The sequence below is a fragment of the Gilvimarinus polysaccharolyticus genome (assembly GCF_001187555.1).
Taxonomy (GTDB): Bacteria; Pseudomonadota; Gammaproteobacteria; order Pseudomonadales; family Cellvibrionaceae; genus Gilvimarinus; species Gilvimarinus polysaccharolyticus.
The window spans coordinates 1,209,462-1,232,897 of the sequence record NZ_LFIJ01000002.1 but is presented as its reverse complement, the minus strand read 5'-3'; the positions used below and the strand labels follow the sequence as shown (position 1 = coordinate 1,232,897).

Sequence of the window (23,436 nt, the reverse complement as noted above, 5' to 3'; positions counted from 1 at the left end):
GCAACTGCCAAAATTAGCCTTAGCTTATAAGGTCATTGACCAATGGGAGCCTGAAGATATAAAACCGGATTGATCCAGTTGGTGTGATCACAGGCCGTATTGTCTCCCGCAAATGTCGCCAAACGAATACTCTGCCGTCCGCTAATATTAACTAACGCAACATCCAACTCGCCGTGAACTAGCGGGGCGCTCGCGTATATTTCGCGCCCGTCGACAGTCAGTACTTTAAAAACCGCACCATCACCACAAACAGACTCATCATCTAAACCAAAGCTAACAAAAAGCGTCGTATAGTCACGATCTAAGGCAATCTTATAATCGCTCGCGGCATGCACACCAAAACCAAAACTATAAATGTTATCAGCAACTCGTATAGGACCACCCGTCACATTGCGATTAATGTGCAACTTACCCCAACCTTGCCGCCCCGAAACCTTAAGCTCTGACAATAACGTCACATTCTCGCCAGCGACAAAAACATCAGCCGCTGTTGTCGAGCGCAATACGTTATCGCTGTAAACTTCAAAGGTTACTCGATTTACCCCTGGATTAAAGCGCGCGGCAGCCACTTGATATACGGTTTTTCCCTCAACCGACGCAACAGCTTCAACAGTTTCACTTTTAACAGGAACATAAGACTCGACAGTGATCTCTGTAGTAACACCTTCGGTATCGCCCAACAACTTGTACACCAAAGGCTCGCCTTCAACAATACGGCTTGTCTCTAATACCACGCGGACGTTATCAAACTTACCGGCGGGGTAAATACGGTTGTTTTTTAACAACGCCTCGTTGTGCATTAACACTTCAATATCACGACGAAAACTGGCCAGCGGTACATCATGGAGCACAGCCAAATCATCGTCCGGCATTAAATTGTGCTGCTCCAACGGGTCTTGGTTAAGATCAAACAACAACTCTTTAGCTGTTTTTAAATGTTTAGCGTATTTATAAGGATATCTAACAGAAGCTAGATATGTGCCATCAAAAGGTTGAATTAACGGTACAAAATAATCCTCTTCCGGCGAACTAAAAACACTCTTACCTACGAAGTGGTTGTCTGTATCCACACCAAGCAGGTCGAGAATGGTTGGCGCCACATCCAGTTGCGAGCGAGCAGTATCGGTCAGCACCTTAGGCGCCACATGACCAGGCCACCAAACCATAAGCGGGGTTTTAAAAAGTTCGTTATAGACCGTTTTGGAGTTGTGGTAATTATTATGCTGACCCATCGGGAAACCATTATCACCAAATACTAACACCAAGCTATTTTTTAGATAATCGCGCTGCGATAACTCTTGGAAGAATACCTTTAAATACTGATCCGTCAAATACATGGAGTTGGCATAATTGTCTCGATGAGATGCCGGCTCTGCATGAATATAGCGATGCTCGGGGGGAATTCCATCAAACATCATATGATTAGTGACGCTCATCGTCATCACAAAAAATGGATCGGAATTTTGAGCCTCACCGTGCAATTCATCTAGATATTTAAAGGTTTTTTGATAAAAAATATCATCCCTGACACCCCAACCTATTTTGTATTTTTCACGCTCGGCAGCAGTAACAAATTGTCCATCCATGCCATGTACATAATCAAAACCATTAGCTGAAATAAAACTTCCAGTATTCTCAAACGTTAAATCATGGTACGCCTTCATAAAGACATTGATATAGCCACGTTCTTTTAAGATGTGTGACAAACAACGAAAATTATTGTCCGGGTAGCTGCGAAATACATTAGTCTTATAGCTCGGATACACAGAACAAAGTGTTGCAAACTGCCCCTTACTGGTTTCTACCGAGCCACTAAAAAAGTTATTAAGATAAAAACCTTCCTTTTTTAACTGGTTAAAAAACGGGGTTACCTGCCTCCCACCTTCAGCTTTATCAATATAATCAGCACTAAATGACTCTAGCATTACCACAAATACATTAGGGACGTCTTTTAAATCAACATCAGAATTATTGTTGTGTGCTTTAGTAAGATAAGGATAAGGGTTGCTGTGATCCCAACGCGGCGCTTCACTTTTAAAGTACTGATACACTGAGGCGCCAAACTCGACAAACTCATTTCTCGATGACGAAAAAGCCACCACAGAGATAACACTTAGCAGCAATAAAGTCACTAACGCAGCGACCTTTGCAGGATACCTTAATGGGGTTGCCACCAAATCGTATCTATTAAGTACCCACACCAACAGAGTTACTACCACTACCAGTGTAAGCCAGCCAAGAGGTGACGCGTTACTCCACAAATAACCTAGCGCCTCCCAAGCAAATAGATCAGCCCCATTTTTATACACAATTAAAAATGTAAGTGGCTCATGCCGCAACCAATGATAAATCAGCAACAACACGTAAACAGCTATCATTAATTTAGTGGCGATAGCTGCCCAACGATAAGGGATACGTGAAAATACAGAACACCACAACAGAAAAAAAACGACAACAGAGAATGCAGAAACTACAGATGAGCTTACCAGAGACAACCACGACCAATCTTGTTGCAACGCAACCTTAGCCATTAAAACGACTTGCAGCAACGCCAGCAGGGCAAACAATCCATAACGTTTGAATAATGGCAAAGTGCCGATGGTAGCTTTACTCATAAGTAACAGCTTGGGGTTGTGGCGTTAAAATATACAAGGACTGTACAGACATACACCTAAATAAATTTTTATCAACTTACTAGGATAAGAGGTAAGAGCGATTGAATCTATTAATACAACATTGGGGCTGACGAAACACGCCAACCCCAACCTTTAAGTGCGACGACTACAGTTACTCAGAAAACGGGTGACGCAACACAATAGTTTCGACCCGGTCTGGACCGGTAGAAATAATATGCACAGGGGTATCTAGGATTTCTTCTAAACGCTTGATGTAGTTGCGAGCATTTTGCGGCAACTCTTCTAACGTATGAGCGCCAAAGGTCGACTCACTCCAACCAGGCACCTCTTCGTATATTGGCTGCACACTGCTCCAGCCATCTGCATCAAACGGAACCGGCATTGGGTTACCATCTAGATCCTGGTAACCAATACAGATTTTAACGGTTTCTAAGCCATCCAATACGTCGAGTTTGGTTAAGCAAATACCCGTCACACTATTAATACGGTTGGCGTGATGCACCGCAACCGCATCAAACCATCCACAGCGACGCTGGCGACCGGTGGTAGCACCAAACTCATGGCCTTTTTCACCTAAGTACTCACCCACCTTACAGTCGAGCTCAGTAGGGAAAGGCCCAGAGCCTACACGCGTAGTATAAGCTTTGGTGATGCCTAAAACGTAATCGAGATACAACGGACCAAAACCGGAACCGGTAGCAGTACCACCAGCGGTGGTGTTAGAGCTGGTGACAAACGGGTAAGTACCGTGGTCAATATCCAATAGCGAGCCCTGCGCGCCTTCAAATAAAATGCTGCGGCCCTCTTCACGTGCGGTGTGTAAAATATCGGTCACATCAGCAATCATCGGCTCAAGCTCTACGGCCCAAGCTTTTACTTGCGCCAAAGTCGCATCGTAATCTACCGCATCTACTTTATAGTATTGGGTCAGCGAGAAGTTATGATACTCCATCACTTCGCGCAGCTTTTCGGCAAAGGTTTCCATATTTAACAGGTCGCCCAAGCGCAGCCCACGACGAGCCACCTTATCTTCATAGGCGGGACCAATACCTCGGCCGGTGGTGCCAATTTTATCTTTCCCAAGCTTTAGCTCACGAGCCTGATCTAGGGCAATATGATAAGGCAGAATTAACGGACAAGCCGGCGATAAACGCAAGCGCTCACGCACTGGTACACCGCTCGCTTCAAGCTCAGCCAGCTCGGCAAATAAAGCCTCGGGCGAAAGCACCACACCATTACCAATTAAGCAGGTTACGCCCTCACGCAAAACGCCAGAGGGAATCAGGTGTAATACGGTTTTTTTACCGTCAATCACAAGTGTGTGACCGGCGTTATGACCGCCCTGAAAACGAGAAACCAGTGACACTTGATCGGTCAGTAGGTCGACGATTTTACCTTTGCCTTCGTCACCCCACTGGGTGCCTAGTACTACGACATTTTTGCCCATGTTTTGCCTTACTCTTTTAAACGAAACGTGAATTCAATGACCTATTAAACCGCAGCTTGAAACGCTACCGTTTGGTATTGCTCGCCTTTTTTTACCAATTCTTGATCGCAACCAAGCTCTACTAATGCAGCGCGCGATTCGGCGCTAACAACACGCTCGCCTTTTTCCCGCAAGACGCCAATAGCCGCCCATTGCTCGGCGCTGCCGTCGTTAACCACTCCAACCAACTGGCTGGGCGCGGCGCTCAACAACCCTAACTTGGATAAAGCGGTAATATCGACCGCAAAACCTGTGGCTGGGCGGCGACGGCCAAACACCTCACCAATATGATCATAGCGTCCACCGCTGGCGATGGGGTTGCCATAACCTGGCGCAAATGCAGCAAAGACTAAACCGGTTAAATAGTGGTAACCGCGCAGCTCTCCCAAGTCAAAATATAACTCAACTTCGGGATAACGCTGCTCGATAACATCGGCGATACCCGCCAACTGATCTACCGCAGTAACGGCATCGCTAGCGACAGCGGCAAACAACTCCCGCGCGCGCGCAAGAACCTCGCGGCCCCCAGCCAAGCTCGGCAATGCCAACAGCACTTTGGCAATAGCCGGCGCGTTGATGTTATCGGCCACCCACTGTTCGATCTCGGCCACGGCTTTGCGTTGCAGCATGGCAAAAAACGCTTCTTTTAGCTCCGGCGCCACATCGACTTTAGCCATTAACGCGCGATAAATACCCACGTGGCCTAAATCAATATGTAAACGTGGCAGACCCGCAGTACGCAGCGATTCGGCCAGCAGCGACACCACCTCGGCATCGGCCGGTAAACCCGGCTCACCGTACAGCTCTACCCCAGCTTGTATCGGGGTGCGAGTCGCGAGCGGATTTTTAGGCTTGGTGTGCACCACGTGGCCGGCATAACACAACCGACTGGCACCTTCACGCTTATAGCTATGGGCATCCATTCGGGCTATTTGCGGGGTGATATCGGCGCGTATCCCTAAGGTGCGACCACTGAGTTGATCGGTGACTTTAAACGTCAGCAAATCTACGTCGCGGCCCAAGCCAATAAGCAATGAATCGGTGTATTCCAAAAGCGGCGGAATCACCATGTCGTAACCCCAGGTGCGGTAAAGCTCCAGCAACCTGCGGCGCAATAGTTCTATAGGCCGAGCCTCAGCAGGGAGAATTTCTTCCACCCCATCAGGCAACAGCCAGCGATCGGCGTAAGTCATAACAGACTCTGTCGGTTCGTTTTACGTTCAGCCAACGGCTTTTACAAGCGAGTAGGCAAAAGGTTTATGCAGATGAGACAGCGGTAACGGGTAAAAGCACCTAACGCACCGCGCTTATCAGGTTATAGATGTAAAGCTACCATCCTGACGCAAAAAAACCGGGCCTTTCGGCCCGGCTGGGGGATTTTACCATCTTTCTGTGGCAAATGTTGAGCGATAAATCGCCTATTTTTTGCCTTGCGGATCTTTTAAGTATCGAAAGAATTCGCTTTCTGGGTCAACCACCATTAAGTCGCTCTTATTGGTAAACGAGTTCTTATAAGCCGTTAAAGAACGCACAAATGCGTAAAAATCGGCATCTTGCTGATATGCCTCGGCAAAGGTAGCCGCCGCGGTGGCATCACCCTTACCACGAATCTTCTCAGCCTCGCGATAGGCGTTAGCTTCAAGTACAGACACTTGGCGATCAGCGTCGGCACGAATCACCTCAGCTTGCTCGGCACCTTTTGCGCGGTATTCACGGGCTTCTTTTTCGCGGTCAGCAGACATCCGATCAAATACCGATTGGCTCACGTCTACAGGTAGATCGATACGCTTAACACGAATATCCAGCACCTCAATACCTAATAACTCGTGGGCGATGCTGTTTAGCTCTGCGGTTAAGTCAAGCATTAACTCGTCGCGCTTACCCGAGACTACCTCGTGTAACGTACGGCTACCCACTTGGTTGCGCAGCTCATTCGCCACCCGGTTAGCCAACAGATTAGCCGCAGCCGCCTCATCACCACCAGAGGCTTTGTAGTACTTTTGTACATCGTGAATACGCCACTTAGAGTAAGAATCGACAATCAAACGCTTATTCTCAATGGTGTAAAAGCTTTCGGGTTTAGCATCTGTGGTCAAAATACGACCATCAAACTTACGCAGCTTATCGGCAAACGGCACCTTTACGTGCAACCCAGGGGCTACATCGGGATTAATCAGCTTACCAAAGCGCAGCACCACAGCACGCTCGTATTCCGAAACGATATACACGCTGTTAGCACCAACTGCGAACAGGATAATAATGGCGATCAAGCCTAAAAATGAACGATTAGACATTAGCGCACCCCCTGACGAGCATTGTTGTCGCGGCCAAGCTGGCGTGACACATAATCACTGATCTGACGCAATTGATCTTGGGTCAGTGTCGCGCGCGCTGGATTACTCGCACTGGCACCCTCTTGTACCATTTTATCCAACGGCAAATACATCATGTTATTGCCGCCTTCAACATCCACCAACACCTTGGAGGAGTTGGTCATTACCTGCTCTAACGTCTCGATATACAAGCGCTCACGGGTAACTTTGGGGGCTTTTTTGTACTCGGCCAAGAGATTCAAGAAGCGTGAGGTTTCACCTTCGGCGCGGCTTGTCACCTCAGCGCGGTAGGCCTCGGCCTCTTCTAGCAAACGTTGCGAGCGACCGCGAGCACCAGGCACTACGCTATTAGCATAGGCTTGCGCTTCATTTTTTAGCCGCTCTTCATCTTCTTTGGCTTTAATAACATCATCAAAGGCGGCACGAACTTCCTCGGGTGGGCGCCCTTCTTGAATGATAACGCCACGCACCAGAATACCGGTACCGTAACTATCAAGATAATCCTGCAGACGCTTTTTTACTTCAATGGCGATCTTGTTACGACCTTCCGACAACACTTGCTCCAGCTCGGTCGAGCCCACCACATGACGTAAAGCTGAATCGGCTGCATGACGTAAGCTCTCTTCAGGAGAGCGTACATTAAGCACATACGACTGAACATCGTTGACGTTGTACTGCACAGTAATAGGCAACTCAACAATACTTTCATCCTCGGTCAGCATCAGCCCACGACTCGGATACTGACGTTCTTCGGTGACGTTAACGACAAAGACTTCAGTCACCAAGGGCGCGTTCCAGCTTAACCCTGGCTGCTTGATTTCGTGAAAGGCACCAAAACGCAGCACCACAGCACGCTCTTTTTCATCGACCTGATAAAAACCGGCAAACGCGTACAGCAAGCTACCCACAATGAGCGCAGCAACAATAAGAACGACAAAACTGCCGCCACTGCCACCACCGTTGCTACCATTGTTTTTATTCGAGCCGCCAAATAGGCCGCCGAGCTTTTCTTGCAGTTTTTTTAAGGCTTCATCAAGATCTGGTGGACCATCATTTTTATTTCTGTTGCGGTTGCCCCAAGGGTCTTTATCACCGCCTCCCGGTTCATTCCAGGCCATAGGTTTACTCCAGTCATTAAAATAAAAGGTAAGCACAAGGAGCTAATCCGCCCTTTGCGCTTACCTGAAGATTCGGTTTTTAAGTCTGCTATTGAATTCTAGCAAATACTAGGCGTCGCAGGTGAACTTGCAACGTAAAACTTACACACCACTAAAAGTTACTAACCAACTGCTGCGGTAGCTCGACGTCAGCCACCCAATTTAACTCGGTAAACGACACTTTTACGGCACTTAAAATACGCAATAAATCGCTTGCTGGAATACGCAAATCAACAACACTCGAGCCATCATCACGATAACGCTCATCGCTAATGGCATTTTGTTCAAACAAACGCGCACGCAAGCGACCATCGGCGGGAGTCAAAATCAACTCACCCTGAACAATCTCCTCGCCCAACAGCTCCGATATCGCCTGTTGCAGCAACTCACAGCCCGCTCCGGTTTGCGCCGAGAGCCATACCGCAACGGGGCTGCCGGCATCGTCACGATCAATACGTGGCTCCAACCCCATTAAATCGATTTTGTTGTAAACCCGTATTTGCGGCAACTCCGAGGCGCCAATTTCCTCCAGCACATCGTCGACTTGCTCGATATTGTGTAGGCGCTCCTCGGCTGGCGCATCAATGACATGCAACAGCAGATTAGAGCTAGCCGCCTCTTCCAGCGTTGCCCTAAACGCCTCGACCAACTTGTGCGGCAAGTGACTGATAAAGCCCACAGTATCGGCCAAGATCATCGCGCCGATGTCATCCAACTCAACCCGGCGCATGGTCGGATCGAGTGTCGCAAACAGCTGGTTTTCGGCGTAGACCTCAGCGCCCGTAATACGGTTAAACAGCGTCGACTTACCGGCGTTGGTATAACCCACCAGCGATACTGTAGGGATGGCGGCACGCTGACGTGCACGCCGGCCCTGCTCGCGCTGAGTGCGTACTTTAGCTAAGCGTTTTTCGATTGTGCTGAGCCGGCCACGCAATAATCGGCGGTCGGTTTCAAGCTGAGTTTCACCTGGGCCACGTAAGCCGATACCACCTTTTTGGCGCTCAAGGTGAGTCCAGCCACGCACAAGGCGAGTCGACATATGCCTAAGCTGCGCCAGCTCGACCTGCAATTTACCTTCAAAGGTGCGGGCTCGCTGGGCAAAAATGTCCAGAATTAGACCTGTGCGGTCTAACACGCGACACTCTAACGCCTGCTCTAGGTTACGCTCTTGGGACGGGCTGAGCGTATGATTAAAGATAACCAACTCAGCCTCGTGCTCAATCACCAGCTCCTGCAGCTCAGCCAGCTTGCCCGTACCCACAAAATATTTAGCATGGGGACGCGCACGCGAGCCAAACACCATGGTGATCGGATCACCACCGGCGGACAGGACTAGCTCTTCAAATTCGCGGGGGTCTTCGGGCTCTTGGCCACTAGAGATATCCAGGTGAACCAGCACCGCCAGTTCACCTGAATCGGGACGATCAAAAAACAATGACTTACCTCAAAGGTTAGTTATTCGTCATGCCCTTCATCGCCTTCACCCTCGCCTTCGGCAGGGTTAAGCAGTGGCACACGAACAGCACGTGACGGCACAACCGTAGAAATGGCGTGCTTATACACCATTTGGCTGACCGTATTTTTCAGCAACACCACAAACTGGTCAAATGATTCGACCTGGCCTTGCAACTTGATACCATTAACTAGGTAAATTGATACTGGAACACGCTCTTTACGCAGCACGTTCAAGTAAGGGTCTTGTAAGCTGTGCCCTTTTGACATCTTTTTCTCCTTTAAATAATAAAGATACGCCTAAGTCTTTCAGGTTGCCCAGAAAGGGGGCGAGGATAAGTATGAAAACTGACTAGGATTTTCACAGTTATATTATATGGCCCCCGATGGCATGTAATTCAAGCTAAATCGTACTATTTCTTCACGAGAATAGGTTTTTCCTGCAATATTTTGACTGAATAGCCAATTTGCCCCCTCCCAACCACGTAACCATGTGAATTGACGCTTAGCTAACTGGCGGGTAGCGATCACTCCGCGCTCAATCATTTCATCGTAAGATAAACGCCCTTCGAGGTAATCCCACACCTGACGATAACCCACCGCGCGAATCGCAGGAAGATCACTGTGCAGATCGCCGCGATGATACAAAGCCTCGACCTCGGCCACCAAACCGGCGGCAATCATCGCGCTAAAACGCTGCTCAATGCGTCCATGTAATACGCTGCGCTCGCGCGGAGCGATCACTAATTGCGTTAAATTAAAGCGATCGGTAAATAACGGGCCCCGGCTGCGCGCCTGCTGCTCGCGCAGCTCGGTCATTGTTTGCCCAGAACTCAAGTACACCTCAAGCGCGCGCGATAACCGTTGAGAGTGGTTCGGGTGAATCTCGGCGGCCATCTTAGGGTCAACCTCGGCCAGTCGACGATGCACCCACTCCCAGCCATGTTCGCTGGCATCTTGCTCAATCCGCTCGCGTACCGCCGAGTCGGCTGCCGGCATAGGCGCCAAGCCATCTAACAGAGCCTTAAAGTACAGCATGGTGCCACCAACCAACAGCGGAATCCGCCCCGCAGCGTGAATATCGGCAACTTCGCGCTCGGCATCACTGACAAAATCGGCAGCCGAATAGGGTTCGGCCGGATCGCGAATATCTATTAAGCGATGTGGTGCGGCCGCTTGCTCGGCCGCGCTCGGTTTCGCCGTGCCGATATCCATACCTCGGTACACCAAGGTCGAATCAACACTTACCAGCTCGACCGGCAAGTGCTCGCGCAAGCCAATCGCTAGATCTGTTTTACCCGAGGCAGTAGGCCCCATTAAAAATATCACCTGGGGTTTGTAATCGCTCACTATTATTGCCCGCGCATAAACAGCTTATCCAACTCATCGAGCGACTGCAGCGCCCAAGTAGGCCGGCCGTGATTACACTGGCCACTGCGCTCGGTGGCCTCCATATCACGCAATAACGCGTTCATCTCGGGGATGGTAAGGCGACGGTTGGCTCGCACCGACCCATGACACGCCATGGTCGAGAGAATTTCATTCACATGTTGCCCCAAGCGCTCACTCGCACCGTGCTCAATTAAATCACTCAGTACATCGCGCACTAATTGATCCACCTTAGCGCCGTGCAAAATAGAGGGCATCTGGCGAATCAACAACGACTCTGGCCCGGCACGCTGCAACTCAAAACCCAGGGCGGCAAAGGTGTCTGGATGGTCTTCGGCGCACGCAGCTTCTTTTTCGCTGACCGCCAAGGTTGCCGGCACCAACAACGGTTGCGCCTGAATTCGGCCTTCGGCAAATGAAGTTTTCATTCGCTCGTAAGTAATACGCTCGTGGGCCGCATGCATATCGACAATAATTAACCCCTGAGCATTCTCGGCCAAGATGTAAATGCCTTTTAGCTGAGCAATAGCAAACCCCAATGGCGGTACTTCACCATCGACATCGCCAATATCTGCCAAGCGATTCATCGATGTCGAGGCCGTGGTGCCACCACCGGCCGCAGGCGCATAACCCTGAGGTTGCGTTTGGGCCACGCCGGCAGAGCCATCGCCCATCGCCGCAGGGAAATAATTAGCGCGCCAATCACCCTCTGGACGCGGCGACTCAAATGCGCGTCCCGACAACGCCATAGCCGATTGCTGTGACATTTGTCCGGCGGCGTTATCCGGTGCTTTTTCGGCCTCGACCCGCTCGCGTTCGAGCATGGCGCCGGGCGTAACCTCGGCCAATGCGTGATGCAGTGAGCTAAAGATAAAATTGTGTACGGTGCGGCCATCGCGAAAGCGCACCTCGTGCTTGGTGGGGTGCACATTCACATCCACCGTCGCCGGATCTACCTCTAAATATAAAACGTACGCCGGATGGCGGCCGTGGTACAAAACATCTTGATACGCTTGGCGCACCGCGTGGCTCACCAGCTTATCGCGGATCGAACGTCCATTAACGTAAAAATGCTGTAAGTCGGCTTGTGAACGCGAGAAAGTCGGCAGCGCCACCCACCCCCACAACCGCAACCCTGCGCGCTCGATATCCAAGTGCACGGCGTTTTCCATAAACGCTGGGCCGCACACCTGGGCAACGCGGCGCTCACAGTCAGCCTGACCGGTGCCAGGACGCCAGTTGTGAATTGCACGGCCGTTATGGCGCAAGCTAAAAGCAACATCAAACCGCGACAACGCCAAACGTTTAACCACATCTTCTAAGTGATTGTATTCAGTTTTTTCGGTGCGCAAAAATTTGCGTCGTGCGGGAGTGTTAAAAAATAAATCTCGCACTTCTACCGTAGCACCGCGCGGGTGCGGCGCAGGCGAAAGCTCAGCTTCCATATCGCGGCCCTCGGCCACCACTTGCCAGCCAGCACCCGATTCATCGGTCGCGCTGGTTAACGCCAAGCGCGCCACCGAGCTAATACTCGCCAGCGCCTCACCACGAAACCCCAAGGTTGCTACGGCTTCAAGATCGTCCAAGTCGGTGATTTTACTGGTGGCGTGACGCGACAACGCCATAGCGAGGTCTTCTTTATCAACACCCGAGCCATTGTCGCGTACGCGCATTAATTTAACGCCGCCGTCTTCAACCTCGACATCTAAGCGGGTAGCGCCAGCATCTAGACTGTTCTCTAACAACTCTTTAACCACAGACGAAGGTCGCTCGACCACCTCACCGGCGGCTATCTGGTTAGCAAGGCGGGGGCTTAACAGCTTAATTTTAGCCATAATAAAAAGGGTTACTGCCAGTTAAGAGGTGGGGATACGTAGAGTTTGCCCGACCTTGATGGTTTGCGAATTAAGGTTGTTCAGTTGCTGCAGTTGACTCACGCTTATATTAAAACGCTTAGCGATTTCACTTAAGGTATCGCCGCGAGCAATCGTGTACTCGGTCACTCCGCCATTACCGCCAAATTTTTTATTGGCCAAGTAAGTGCCGGGAGGCGGAAACTGATTAAAATATTGCTCGATACCTTTAAGCAATTGCGCGGCTAAACGTGTGCGGTAGCCGCTGTTGGCAAGATTCTTTGCCTCTGCGGGGTTTGAAATAAAACCTGTCTCGACCAAAATAGACGGTACATCTGGAGATTTAAGCACCGCAAAACCCGCTTGCTCAACCTGATGTTTATGCAAGTGCGCCACCTGTCCCATAGATTTTAAAACGTAATCACCTACCTGCAGGCTTGCGCCTAAGGTGGCCGTCATGGATAAGTCCACCAACACCCCAGCTAAGACTTCATCTTTATCTTCCAAGCTAACGCTGCCCACGCCACCGATCAAATCCGATTCGTTTTCACTTTGCGCCAAAAAGCGCGCCATCTCACTGGTGGCACCACTGCGCGACAACGCAAATACCGAGGCGCCTTTGGCCGAGGGTTTGGTAAACGCATCGGCGTGAATCGAAATAAATAAGTCGGCCTGCATTTTCCGCGCAATATTACGCCGCTCGCGCAGCGGGACATAATAATCGCCCGTGCGCACTAACTTGGCGACATAACCCCGCCGCCCATTAACCGCTTTTGCTAACTCTTGCGCGATTTTAAGGACGACATCCTTTTCTCGCAGCCGATTGGGACCAGAGGCGCCAGGGTCTTCACCGCCGTGCCCTGCGTCGATAGCAATAATAATATCGCGCATACCGCTACTGGCTATATCGGGGGGCTGAGCAACCGGCGGCGGTGGACCGGCAGTGGTAGGCGCGCGATCTTTTAAATCAACCACCAATCGATCACCGGTACCCGCTTGGCGCGGCAAGAAGAAGCTGTTGGGATTAACCGCTGTGGATAGATCTAAAACCACCCGTAAATTACCGCCGTCACGTGGCGCGTAGCGGATTTCTTTAATGGGCGTTTCGTCTAAATTCAGTGCCTCTAAGTCGGCATGGAATTGAGTATTACTCACATCAATCACTACGCGATTAGGATCACTTAAAGTAAACAGCGTATGCTCGACGGGGCCCGACAAGTCAAATACCAGACGGGTGTGATCGGGCGCGCGCCACAACCTAACACTATCGACATCGGCCGCGTGTGCCAACAACGGCAAGCACAAAACGCAAGCTAACCATAGCAACGCCGAGCGCAACCTGCGGGTGGAACTCGGTAATGTCAAAACAGTTTGCGGCATAAAACCTTTTTATGTGTCAGTGTTTTAAGTAAAAGCCTCGGCATCAAACGCCGCTGCACAACTTGTCCAATACCGCCGTGCCCGTAGCTGTAAAGGCCTTCAGCATAGCAAGACGCCCTCCCGCTTGCACCTTAAGCGCCACCACGACATCCGGCTCGGGCAAAATTCCCGTACCACGCATCGGCCATTCGATTAGACAAAGGCTATTATCACTAAAATAATCGCGAATCCCCATGTACTCTAATTCTTCCGGGTCGCCTAAACGGTACAAATCAAAATGATAAACCGTGCGCTCCGGCAGCTCATAGCCTTCAACCAAAGTATAAGTTGGGCTTTTAACGGCGCCCTGATGACCAAAGTAGCGCAACACACCACGGGTTAAGGTGGTTTTTCCCGCACCTAAATCACCCTCTAGATGTACGTTAACACAGCCCGAGCATTGCGCGAGCTGGCCACCCAAATGCTCACCAAATGCCACCGTCGCGGCTTCATCGGCCAGCCAAGTAGACCGCTCAGTCACCTAAAAGCTCCCCCACGTAAGCCAAAATATCGGTCGCCAACAAACTCACCTGTCCGCCATCGGCGGCCGCTAAATCAGCCGCATGAGCGTGCACACTGGCACCAAGGTTAGCGGCATCATATGAACTTAAGCCCTGCGCCAACAGCGCGCCCAATAAACCACTTAATACATCACCCATGCCACCACTGGCCATGCCGGGGTTACCTGCGGCAATAATATTAATCGGGCGATCGGCTCCAACCACTAAAGTGCCCGCCCCCTTTAACAAGGCAACGCCACCATATTGCAGTTGCAGCTGTTGCACGCTGGCAAAGCGATCAGCTTGTATCTCGGCCGTACTGCAATCGAGCAATCTTGCCGCCTCGCCAGGGTGCGGTGTTAGCAGCCAATTATCACGCTTTTTACCCGCTGGCCACAGGCGGCCTTTAGCGACTAAATTAAGGGCATCGGCATCCAGTACTAGCGGTAAATCAGTCGCCAGTGCCTGCTGCAACATTTGCTCAGACCAAGGCGATTGCCCCAAGCCCGGCCCCACCACCAATACCGTAGGTCGCACCAACCACGGCTCTAACTCTTGGCCCGAGATTACACCACAGGCCATGACCTCGGGCTGACGGGCCAACATGGCAGCTACATGTTCCGGCCTTGTTGCCAAACTCACCAAACCAGCACCGCCACGCGCAGCGGCCTCGGCGGCCATCATCGCGGCGCCACCGCGGCCAACATCACCGCCAATTACCATCACATGACCAAAGTCACCTTTATGTGCATCGGCTTGACGCGCTGGTAAAGCGGCTCGCAAATTGGCAAAGCTCTGCCGCTTAACCTCAGCCTCGACTGTCTCGTAGATATCAGCAGGCGCGGCCAAATCATCCAACAGCAACTCGCCGGCAAGGGCCGGGCCACGGCCGGTAAACAGACCGCGCTTGTTAGCGATAAAGGTGATGGTTATGTCCGCTTTAACCGCCACACCCAATTCAGCACCGGTATCGGCACACAAGCCCGAAGGCATATCTAACGACAACACAGGTAAGCCAGCACTGTTAATTTGCTCAATTACTTTGCGGTACTCGGGTCGCACCTCCCCGCTAACACCAATACCCAACAAGCTATCGACAATCACACCGCGGGTGGGCGCGGGCCCCGGCGGCATCATAATAACGCCTTCTTGACGGGCATAATCATAGGCGGCGCGCGCGGCTTCGCCGAGTTTTTCTGGGTCACCCAGCAACACCACGGTAACTGGCAACCGGCGCGCAGCGGCTAATGCCGCTACCACAAAGCCATCACCGGCGTTGTTACCACCCCCAGCAAATACGGTGATTTCGCTCAGCTCATCAAAGCGCTCACATAAAAGCTCAAACGCCGAGCGACCAGCGCGCTTCATAAGCGCCGCTGCTGGCACGCCGGAAGCGATAAAAGCGTTGTCGAGCGCACGCACTTGGGCGGCGGTATAAAGCACACTAGAAGAGCTGTTGGCAGTCATAAAATACGGAAACTCGCAAAAGTTGGGTCAAAAATCAGTACAATACGCTGACAAAATACCCGCCAGCATCGCAAAAGCGCCATTATAGGGGATGCACGCGGCCAACACTATGTAGTGGTGACTAGGCGCCGCCGACTTAGCGGCCAACACAACAGATGAGAACGCTTTTGACCACTGTATTCGACTGGGATCAACTTGCCCGCGATATTAAACGCTGGGGCCGCGAACTAGGCTTTCAGCAGGTCGGCATTACCGATACCGATCTCGCGCAACAAGAGCGAGCACTGCAAGCGTGGCTGGCAAAAGGCTATCAAGGTGATATGCAGTGGATGGGCGAGCACGGCAATAAACGCACGCGGCCGAGCGACTTAATACCGGGCACCCTGCGAGTAATATCGGCGCGGATGGATTACTTACCCGGCGACACACAACTTATTAAGATCTTAAAAAGCCCGACAAAAGCTTACTTCTCTAGGTACGCGCTGGGACGCGATTACCACAAACTGATTCGTAAACGCTTGGCCACACTCGGGCAAAAAATCGAAGCCGCCCTGCCCGACGAACTAAAACCCCAAGGTGAGCAGCAAATGCGTGCCTTTACCGATAGCGCCCCCGTTGCCGAAAAACCACTGGCGGCCAAAGCCGGTCTTGGCTGGACCGGCAAGCACACCTTAATCCTCAACGATAAAGCCGGCAGCTGGTTTTTTTTGGGTGAGCTTTACAGCTACTTGCCGCTGCCCATTGATGTCAGCCAGCAACCCAACCGCTGCGGCGACTGCACTGCCTGCTTAAAAGTGTGCCCCACCGATGCCTTCCCCGAGCCTTACACACTAGACGCTCGGCGCTGCATCTCGTATTTAACCATCGAGCATAAAGGCGCAATCGCTGAAGAGTTTCGTGAGCCCATGGGCAACCGTGTGTTTGGCTGCGATGACTGCCAGGCCATCTGCCCCTGGAACAAATACGCGCAAGCCACCGTCGAGACAGATTTTTTACCTCGCCACGGACTGGACAACCCCGACCTGCTCGCCTTGTTTGAATGGGACGAGACGACTTTTTTAAAAAACACCGAGGGCTCGGCGATTCGCCGTATCGGATTTGAACGCTGGCAGCGCAATCTCGCCATAGGCCTTGGCAATGCGCCCACGCAGCCGGACATCATCGCCGCGCTCACTCGCGCTTTAGGCCAAGTTAGCCCGATGGTCGACGAGCATATTCACTGGGCTCTGCAGCAACAGGCCAACCCCACTCGGCGCCGGCGGCGCAAAATCAAACAACCGATCTCGTAACCCATTTCATGGCCACTACAAGCTACAACTATTGGTGTTATAACCAATAAAAATAGGGGACTTACGAGCAAATGGTTATATTTTCGGGTACAATTGCCGCCCTCTGTGACCCAGCCGCAAATGCCCATGTTGTTCCTGGCGGCGCTAACTGGTTACACAGCTATCTTATTCTAACCACTGAAAAGTACGGTCCGCTATGAAAACACTGTCTGATATCGGTTTGGTCGGTCTCGCTGTTATGGGTGAGAACCTTATCCTCAATATGGAAAGCAAAGGCTTCACAGTTACGGCGTATAACCGCTCTGTGGAAAAGGTCACCAACTTTATTGAAGGTCGCGCAGCCGGCAAAAATATTCGCGGCGCTAAATCGATTGAAGAGCTGGTGGCGTCGTTAGCAAAACCCCGCAAAGTCATGCTAATGGTTAAAGCCGGACAGCCTGTCGATGATTTTATCGAGCAGCTGATCCCACACCTTGAAGAAGGTGACATCATCATCGACGGCGGCAACACCCACTACCCCGACACCGATCGTCGCACCGCCTACCTAGAAAGCAAAGGCTTGCTGTTTATCGGCACCGGCGTTTCTGGTGGCGAAGAAGGCGCGCTTACTGGCCCTTCAATCATGCCCGGCGGTTCACCGGCCGCATGGCCATTTGTCAAAGACATCTTCCAAGGCATCTCGGCCAAAGTAGAAGATGGCAGCCCTTGCTGCGATTGGGTTGGCGAGAACGGCGCTGGCCACTTTGTGAAAATGGTACACAACGGTATCGAATACGGCGACATGCAACTGATTTGTGAAGCCTACCAAATCATGAAAGAAGTACTGGGCATGAGCCCAGACGAAATGCACGAAGTGTTTGCCGAGTGGAACACCGGCGTACTGGACAGCTACCTGACCGAAATCACTCGCGACATCTTGGCGTTTAAAGATGAAGACGGCGAGCCGCTGGTAGAAAAAATTCTCGACACCGCCGGCCAAAAAGGCACCGGCAAATGGACTGGCGTTATCGCCTTGGATTTGGGCGTACCACTAACCCTAATCTCTGAAGCGGTATTTGCCCGCTGCTTGTCTGCCAAAAAAGAAGAGCGCGTAGAAGCCTCTAAAGTTATCAATGGCCCCGCAGTAAACTTTACCGGCGACAAAAAACAACTGATCGACGATCTGCGCGACGCATTGTTTGCCTCTAAAATTATCTCTTACGCGCAAGGCTACCTGTTAATGCGCGAAGCGGCTAAAGAGTACAACTGGAAGCTCAACTACGGCGGCATCGCCATGATGTGGCGCGGTGGCTGTATTATTCGCTCATCGTTCTTGGGTAACATCAAAGAAGCCTTTGATAACAACCCAGAGCTGCAAAACCTGTTGCTCGACGACTACTTCCGCACCACCGTCGAAAACGCCCAAGCCGGTTGGCGTCGTGTTGCCGCAGCGGCTATTAGCAACGGCATCCCAGCACCGACTATTACCTCGGCGCTGACTTACTTTGACGGCTACCGCACCGCTCGCCTGCCAGCCAACTTGCTGCAAGCACAGCGCGATTACTTTGGCGCACACACCTACGAGCGTTTAGACAAACCACGCGGTGAGTTCTTCCACACCAACTGGACCGGTCGCGGTGGCTCCACCTCCTCTACTACTTACGATGTGTAAGTAGTAGAGGACACAGTAGCTGCGATTTTAAACAGCGACTGGAATTAAAAACGGGGAGCCTTGGGCTCCCCGTTTTTATATTGGCCACCAGCTCGCCACATTACATAAACCTTGGATCGACACAGATAACGGATCACTTAAAAGTAATATGCAAAGCGACTCTTTAAACTATTTAATTTGCCGCACCACAGTCGCACTTATATGGCTGTATCACGGATTAGTACCCAAATTATTAGGCCCTCACGCCGATGAGCTCGGCATGAATATGGCCATCGGGCTCAATGAATACCAAGCTACCGTTCTTTCTTATATCGCTGGCGTTAGCGAATTGATATTTGGCACTTTAGTGTTATTACTTTGGCGCAAACAATGGCCCCTACTTGCCAGCGCTATTTTAATGGTGGGATTACTAGGCTTTGCAATGGTATTTCAGCCGGCACTATCACTCGCGGCATTTAACCCAGTGACCACGAACATCAGCGTGCTCGCACTATCCATAGTCGCCTACCGGTTAAACTCTACCGTTAAAGCCTAACCTCCATAACAGTAATCAAGAGGTTATAAAGTCGGCATCAAGGCTCGCCGACTTAAATTTATATATAAATGCCTCGGTCATGCTTAATGGTTCTATGCAAATCCTTGCGCCAACTGATGGAGCATCTACAATTTAGCGGGGCATTCGCCCGCATCAAATAGTCTTAGCGCTGAACAACTGGAGGTTTAGGCATGACGCTCTCACGCATACTCATCATAATGACCCTGGCAACCCTTTTAGGGGGGTGTAATAACAACACAAGTACTACATCCGCAACACCAACCACACCGCTCCTTAACGCCACCGCTACCGACGGCTCTTTGGGGGCAGCTTGTCTCGCTGAATTAAGTTGGATCACTAACCCCAATCCGCCCAATGAAATTCCCGGCGGCGGCAACAATTTCTGTCAATTTTATCAATTCTCTTGGCAGTGGTTCTTTTATCTGATGTCACCGTCAGAATCCGATCCAAGCCTGCGTAACTTTCAAGTTGCCGCCAACTACCCGGTATTGGAAATTGACGGCAACTCTTGCACTAACACGTCAAACAAACCGGTATTTTTTGTTCGTATGGTCAAAGATAAAGCCGCCGATACCAGCTTTACCTTGCCCGAACGTATCGGCCAAGCCGGTGGCGGTGCGACCATTTACGATCAAGATAAAAACGTAGTATTTTATAGCATCTCATTTGGTCGCAGCTTGTGTGACGCTCCCGACTCGGGTGATTTACCAGCCGACACCACCGAGTTAAAACTCGCCTGGCGTGTCATTGACAGCAGTGATGCCAACCGATTTTTTTCGATTAACGCCGACGTCATCCCAGAACAGGGAGCACCCATCGACGAAACACTCGGACTGATCGGCATTCACCTAGTGCGCGGTACCCCCCAGCACCGAGAGCTGGTATGGGCAAGCTTTGAGCATAAAGACAACGCACCCAACTGCCAAAACCCCGCAACCGCACCGGCACAAGGTTGGTCTTTTCTCTCTAACAGCTGCCAAACCTGCTTAAACAACCCCTCCGATAGCTGCATGAAAAGCTGTGGCTTAAATGTCGCCGAAAAAGCCAGCAGCCTAACGGGCAACGCATCGGAAATCTGCCGCGTATTCCCCGAGGGCACTGCGCCCGGAGACCACAATGCCGATGAGAATATCACCGATGTGCAATCACTCAATCGACAAATACAAACGCTACTGGCCAGCCCTGCTGTGCCATCAGACATGGCAATATGGAAGCACTACTTCAACATCGGCGCACTGTGGGTAAGCGACCCATCCAAACCTGCCACCACCGACAACCAACGCGGCTCCATGCAACTGGCCAACCCAGTGATGGAAACCACCTTCCAAGGCACTGTGAGCAACAGCGGCGGAACCATCACAACATCCACTAACGGTGTCGTAAATTGTTTTGCTTGCCACGGCTACACGCCAGGCAGCACAGCCACTACTGGCTTAAGCCATATTTTTGATGACATTCAGAACCAAAAAGATATGTAGGTTGAAAAGAAACACAAAAATGGGGAGCCTCGGGCTCCCCATTTTTGTGTCTTGATTGCGTTTATATGTCTACAATTCCAAACGCCGAACCAAGCAGTCTCGAACCAACTCCGCATACCCCACAAAACAACCAGACAATTCTTGATAAAGGTCCAAATGATGCCCAGGCAAGCTGGAGCCTTTAAACGGCCGCTCCAAAAAATTTAAATTTTCAGGCAACAAAGGAGAGTGCTTTGTTGTTACAAAATCACATGAAAAATTATAAACTCGCCTTCTTTTATCTAACCCTGACCACGAAGCCTTAACCATAATCCGGTCAACGAAGCCTTCGAAATCAGAAAGCTTGCCTGCTTTATGTACAATTATATTTCTAAATTCAGACAGCACTAAGACTGCAACATCCAAATCTATATCGATACATGCCTTCTTCAAAAGAAGATTAAAATCTGGGCTTTGATGTAATCGAGAAGCCAACTGATCGAACATGCTTTTTCGACCAATCTTATCTCCACACTCTTCACATAAACGAGTATGTCTTCCGCTATTCGTTATATTAGGACCAGCTAAGATGTACGGCTTAAGAGATTTCAAATACTTATTAAAAAATTCATAACAATCGACAATAAGCCAGCGATACATTGAATTTTGTTGCTCCGACAAAATTGACTGGTACTCCGTCTCGCTGTCAATTCCGTGCGCACTATAGCTTGTTTTTTTTCCATCATAAGGGCTACGATATATAGGAGACCACTTTCCCGTCACCCAAGTTGAAACCCGCCTCTTTTCTTGCCTCTCATGCTGAATGAGCAACTGACGGAAGTGTAAATTCCCTATCTCACGCCTTAATTGATCAAACTTACTATTCAAAAAATCAATATCATCAATCAAGCATCACCCCTATCGTCCTTAATTAAACCAGTTCAACCACAAGTTCTGCCCCCTTAAGTCCAACATTCATCTATTTTAGAAAAACGAAGAAAAAGTATATGTCCATACCGTTCAGAACGCAGAAAGACCAAATGGTCGAATGTATTGGGCGTACCTTTTGAATCTTTCTCGTCGCGCCACGAAAAATATTTCACAACGTCTCATAACTCGAGTCCAATCCATGCGACGATAGTGCCCATCACCCCAAATTAATAAACTCCTCCCGATAATGCGCCAACTCGGCAATCGAGTCTTTAATATCGTCCATCGCCAAATGCGCGCCGGTTTTTTTAACGCCGGCTAACACCTCGGGCTTCCAGCGGCGCGCCAGCTCTTTTAGGGTGCTAACGTCTAGGTTGCGGTAGTGAAAGTAACGCTCAAGCGTGGGCATACCGCGAACTAAAAAGCGACGATCTTGGCAGATGGAGTTGCCACACATGGGAGATTTACCGGCGGGTACCCATTGCTGCAAAAACTCGATGGTCTCGGCCTCAGCTTGGGCGGCACTGACTGTAGAGTTTTGCACCCGCTCGACCAAGCCGGACTTGCCGTGCTGGCGGGTGTTCCACTCGTCCATACCCTCTAAAAAACTCTGCGCTTGGTATACGGCGTGTACGGGGCCTTCGGCCAAAATGTTTAGCTGGGCATCGGTGACAATAGTGGCGATTTCGATAATAACGTCGCTGTCGGGGTCAAGGCCGGTCATTTCTAGGTCGATCCAGATCAGATTGTCATCGTTGGTGGTAGGGGTCATAGTGTGTTTTCCTTTACAATGTTGTTTCCAGTATCTTACCACCACCGACCGAGACGTGCCTTTGAGCAAGCGTAAACTAACAAGACGTCAATCATGGCGGATTGACAAGATCCAAAAAGAGCGCGAAAAACGCGTCTCGCGGCGCGATGACACCACCGATGCCAAGCTAAGCGAGAGTGATTTAGGCCCTGAGCAAGACGGCTTGATTGTGACCCATTACGGCACTCAGGTAATGATCGAAGATGCCAACTTGATGCGTAAGCGCTGCCATTTTCGCAGTAATTTGGGCGGTTTGGTTACCGGCGATAAAGTCGTCTGGCGCGATGGCAACCCTTACGGCGTGGTGGTCGCTAAGCGCGATCGTGAGTCGGCCCTGAGCCGCCCCGACGCTAACGGCGATATGAAGACAGTAGCGGCCAACATTGACCGTATTGTGATTGTGATTGCCCCTTACCCCGAGCCGCACTTTAACCTTATCGACCGCTATTTAGTGGCCGCTGAGGCGATAGGTATTGAGCCGGCACTGGTAATCAATAAAGTCGATTTAATTGATGACGATCAGCGCGCCAAGGTCGAGGCGATTGCAACGCTATACAACAGCCTTGGTTACCAGGTGCTGCACGCCTCGGCCAAAAATGATGAAGGCTTAGAACCGCTTAAGGCGTACTTAGCCAACTTTACCAGCGTGCTGGTGGGACAATCGGGGGTGGGTAAATCATCCCTCGTCAATGCGCTACTGCCCGACAGCAATATTCGGGTCGGCGAGCTCAGCGAGCGCCAAACCGGCACCCATACCACCACCAGTGCACAGTTGTTACACATCCCCACCGGAGGCAGCTTGATCGACTCCCCCGGGATTCGTGAGTTTGGCCTGTGGCACATAGCACCTGATGATGTGTTGGCCGGCTTTAAAGAGTTTCGGCCCTACATTGGCTACTGTAAATTCCGCGACTGTTCACATACCCACGAGCCGGGCTGTGCTATTTTGAAAGCTCTAGAAGCGGGCGAAGTTAGCCCTGGCCGACTGGCCGGATACCGCCATATTTTGGCCGATTTGCATCCGGGCCGAGGTGGCTATTAAGCTGC

The 23,436-nt window shown here is 50.9% G+C and carries 19 protein-coding genes; 5 read left to right on the top strand and 14 right to left on the bottom strand.

Annotated elements, in window-relative coordinates:
- Nucleotides 1–32 precede the first annotated feature (32 nt).
- The 12 genes from GILYN3_RS13910 to GILYN3_RS13855 form a co-directional block, all read right to left on the bottom strand.
- Nucleotides 33–2,615: a sulfatase-like hydrolase/transferase gene (locus tag GILYN3_RS13910; protein WP_049723555.1), complete on the bottom strand. Its 2,583-nt coding sequence runs from the start codon at nucleotides 2,613–2,615 to the stop codon at nucleotides 33–35.
- Nucleotides 2,616–2,787: 172 nt separating this feature from the next.
- Nucleotides 2,788–4,083 carry an adenylosuccinate synthase gene (locus tag GILYN3_RS13905; protein ID WP_049723554.1) on the bottom strand — a complete coding sequence of 432 codons (1,296 nt, stop codon included), beginning with the start codon at nucleotides 4,081–4,083 and terminating at the stop codon, nucleotides 2,788–2,790.
- Between the two features lie 44 nt (nucleotides 4,084–4,127).
- Complete coding sequence (locus GILYN3_RS13900; protein ID WP_049723553.1) at nucleotides 4,128–5,315, bottom strand: ATP phosphoribosyltransferase regulatory subunit; 1,188 nt, start codon at nucleotides 5,313–5,315, stop codon at nucleotides 4,128–4,130.
- 225 nt (nucleotides 5,316–5,540) lie between these two features.
- A complete protein-coding gene (gene hflC, locus GILYN3_RS13895; RefSeq protein WP_049723552.1) occupies nucleotides 5,541–6,416 on the bottom strand; it encodes a protease modulator HflC in 876 nt (291 codons plus the stop codon).
- Nucleotides 6,416–7,573, bottom strand: a complete 1,158-nt coding sequence (gene hflK, locus GILYN3_RS13890; RefSeq protein ID WP_049723551.1) for an FtsH protease activity modulator HflK — start codon at nucleotides 7,571–7,573, stop codon at nucleotides 6,416–6,418. The genes hflC and hflK overlap by 1 nt, the downstream gene beginning before the upstream one ends.
- 151 nt (nucleotides 7,574–7,724) lie before the next feature.
- The gene (gene hflX, locus GILYN3_RS13885; protein ID WP_049723550.1) at nucleotides 7,725–9,050 is read right to left on the bottom strand and encodes a ribosome rescue GTPase HflX; all 1,326 of its coding nucleotides are present in this window, start codon (nucleotides 9,048–9,050) and stop codon (nucleotides 7,725–7,727) included.
- A 20-nt stretch (nucleotides 9,051–9,070) separates the two neighbouring features.
- Nucleotides 9,071–9,337 carry an RNA chaperone Hfq gene (gene hfq, locus GILYN3_RS13880; RefSeq protein ID WP_049723549.1) on the bottom strand — a complete coding sequence of 89 codons (267 nt, stop codon included), beginning with the start codon at nucleotides 9,335–9,337 and terminating at the stop codon, nucleotides 9,071–9,073.
- 102 nt (nucleotides 9,338–9,439) lie between these two features.
- Nucleotides 9,440–10,384 (bottom strand): tRNA (adenosine(37)-N6)-dimethylallyltransferase MiaA, encoded by a 945-nt coding sequence (gene miaA / locus GILYN3_RS13875; protein WP_049723969.1) that lies wholly within the window; start codon nucleotides 10,382–10,384, stop codon nucleotides 9,440–9,442.
- Nucleotides 10,385–10,419: 35 nt separating this feature from the next.
- Nucleotides 10,420–12,291 (bottom strand): DNA mismatch repair endonuclease MutL, encoded by a 1,872-nt coding sequence (mutL, locus tag GILYN3_RS13870; RefSeq protein ID WP_049723548.1) that lies wholly within the window; start codon nucleotides 12,289–12,291, stop codon nucleotides 10,420–10,422.
- A gap of 21 nt (nucleotides 12,292–12,312) precedes the next feature.
- Nucleotides 12,313–13,689 (bottom strand): N-acetylmuramoyl-L-alanine amidase, encoded by a 1,377-nt coding sequence (locus GILYN3_RS13865; RefSeq protein ID WP_049723547.1) that lies wholly within the window; start codon nucleotides 13,687–13,689, stop codon nucleotides 12,313–12,315.
- Between the two features lie 43 nt (nucleotides 13,690–13,732).
- On the bottom strand, nucleotides 13,733–14,209 hold the full coding sequence (gene tsaE, locus GILYN3_RS13860) for a tRNA (adenosine(37)-N6)-threonylcarbamoyltransferase complex ATPase subunit type 1 TsaE (RefSeq protein ID WP_049723546.1): 477 nt from the start codon (nucleotides 14,207–14,209) through the stop codon (nucleotides 13,733–13,735).
- On the bottom strand, nucleotides 14,202–15,695 hold the full coding sequence (locus GILYN3_RS13855; RefSeq protein WP_049723545.1) for a bifunctional ADP-dependent NAD(P)H-hydrate dehydratase/NAD(P)H-hydrate epimerase: 1,494 nt from the start codon (nucleotides 15,693–15,695) through the stop codon (nucleotides 14,202–14,204). Before GILYN3_RS13855 ends, tsaE begins: the two co-directional genes overlap by 8 nt.
- A gap of 167 nt (nucleotides 15,696–15,862) precedes the next feature.
- Between GILYN3_RS13855 and queG the strand changes: the two genes are divergently transcribed.
- The 4 genes from queG (at nucleotide 15,863) to GILYN3_RS13835 (ending at nucleotide 20,669) form a co-directional block, all read left to right on the top strand.
- Nucleotides 15,863–16,984, top strand: a complete 1,122-nt coding sequence (gene queG, locus GILYN3_RS13850; protein WP_232305600.1) for a tRNA epoxyqueuosine(34) reductase QueG — start codon at nucleotides 15,863–15,865, stop codon at nucleotides 16,982–16,984.
- A 196-nt stretch (nucleotides 16,985–17,180) separates the two neighbouring features.
- On the top strand, nucleotides 17,181–18,635 hold the full coding sequence (gnd, locus tag GILYN3_RS13845) for a decarboxylating NADP(+)-dependent phosphogluconate dehydrogenase (protein WP_049723543.1): 1,455 nt from the start codon (nucleotides 17,181–17,183) through the stop codon (nucleotides 18,633–18,635).
- 148 nt (nucleotides 18,636–18,783) lie between these two features.
- Complete coding sequence (locus tag GILYN3_RS13840) at nucleotides 18,784–19,170, top strand: DoxX-like family protein (RefSeq protein ID WP_049723542.1); 387 nt, start codon at nucleotides 18,784–18,786, stop codon at nucleotides 19,168–19,170.
- A 191-nt stretch (nucleotides 19,171–19,361) separates the two neighbouring features.
- The gene (locus tag GILYN3_RS13835) at nucleotides 19,362–20,669 is read left to right on the top strand and encodes a hypothetical protein (protein WP_157484939.1); all 1,308 of its coding nucleotides are present in this window, start codon (nucleotides 19,362–19,364) and stop codon (nucleotides 20,667–20,669) included.
- Between the two features lie 69 nt (nucleotides 20,670–20,738).
- Here the strand turns inward: GILYN3_RS13835 and GILYN3_RS13830 are convergent, their stop codons facing one another.
- A complete protein-coding gene (locus tag GILYN3_RS13830) occupies nucleotides 20,739–21,557 on the bottom strand; it encodes a hypothetical protein (RefSeq protein WP_049723540.1) in 819 nt (272 codons plus the stop codon).
- Nucleotides 21,558–21,795: 238 nt separating this feature from the next.
- A complete protein-coding gene (orn, locus tag GILYN3_RS13825; RefSeq protein WP_049723539.1) occupies nucleotides 21,796–22,350 on the bottom strand; it encodes an oligoribonuclease in 555 nt (184 codons plus the stop codon).
- Between the two features lie 61 nt (nucleotides 22,351–22,411).
- Here orn and rsgA point away from each other — a divergent pair, with 61 nt between their 5' ends.
- Nucleotides 22,412–23,431: a small ribosomal subunit biogenesis GTPase RsgA gene (rsgA, locus tag GILYN3_RS13820; protein ID WP_049723968.1), complete on the top strand. Its 1,020-nt coding sequence runs from the start codon at nucleotides 22,412–22,414 to the stop codon at nucleotides 23,429–23,431.
- Nucleotides 23,432–23,436: the final 5 nt, after the last annotated feature.

What these genes read in the sequence shown, in the direction of transcription:
- GILYN3_RS13910 (WP_049723555.1), bottom strand. Translation starts at nt 2,615, where the DNA reads ATGAGTAAAGCTACCATCGGCACTTTGCCATTATTCAAACGTTATGGA.
- hflC (WP_049723552.1), bottom strand. Translation starts at nt 6,416, where the DNA reads ATGTCTAATCGTTCATTTTTAGGCTTGATCGCCATTATTATCCTGTTC.
- GILYN3_RS13835 (WP_157484939.1), top strand. Translation starts at nt 19,362, where the DNA reads ATGACGCTCTCACGCATACTCATCATAATGACCCTGGCAACCCTTTTA.
- miaA (WP_049723969.1), bottom strand. Translation starts at nt 10,384, where the DNA reads ATGGGGCCTACTGCCTCGGGTAAAACAGATCTAGCGATTGGCTTGCGC.
- mutL (WP_049723548.1), bottom strand. Translation starts at nt 12,291, where the DNA reads ATGGCTAAAATTAAGCTGTTAAGCCCCCGCCTTGCTAACCAGATAGCC.
- gnd (WP_049723543.1), top strand. Translation starts at nt 17,181, where the DNA reads ATGAAAACACTGTCTGATATCGGTTTGGTCGGTCTCGCTGTTATGGGT.
- hfq (WP_049723549.1), bottom strand. Translation starts at nt 9,337, where the DNA reads ATGTCAAAAGGGCACAGCTTACAAGACCCTTACTTGAACGTGCTGCGT.
- GILYN3_RS13905 (WP_049723554.1), bottom strand. Translation starts at nt 4,083, where the DNA reads ATGGGCAAAAATGTCGTAGTACTAGGCACCCAGTGGGGTGACGAAGGC.
- hflK (WP_049723551.1), bottom strand. Translation starts at nt 7,573, where the DNA reads ATGGCCTGGAATGAACCGGGAGGCGGTGATAAAGACCCTTGGGGCAAC.
- GILYN3_RS13855 (WP_049723545.1), bottom strand. Translation starts at nt 15,695, where the DNA reads ATGACTGCCAACAGCTCTTCTAGTGTGCTTTATACCGCCGCCCAAGTG.
- GILYN3_RS13865 (WP_049723547.1), bottom strand. Translation starts at nt 13,689, where the DNA reads ATGCCGCAAACTGTTTTGACATTACCGAGTTCCACCCGCAGGTTGCGC.
- GILYN3_RS13900 (WP_049723553.1), bottom strand. Translation starts at nt 5,315, where the DNA reads ATGACTTACGCCGATCGCTGGCTGTTGCCTGATGGGGTGGAAGAAATT.
- GILYN3_RS13840 (WP_049723542.1), top strand. Translation starts at nt 18,784, where the DNA reads ATGCAAAGCGACTCTTTAAACTATTTAATTTGCCGCACCACAGTCGCA.
- orn (WP_049723539.1), bottom strand. Translation starts at nt 22,350, where the DNA reads ATGACCCCTACCACCAACGATGACAATCTGATCTGGATCGACCTAGAA.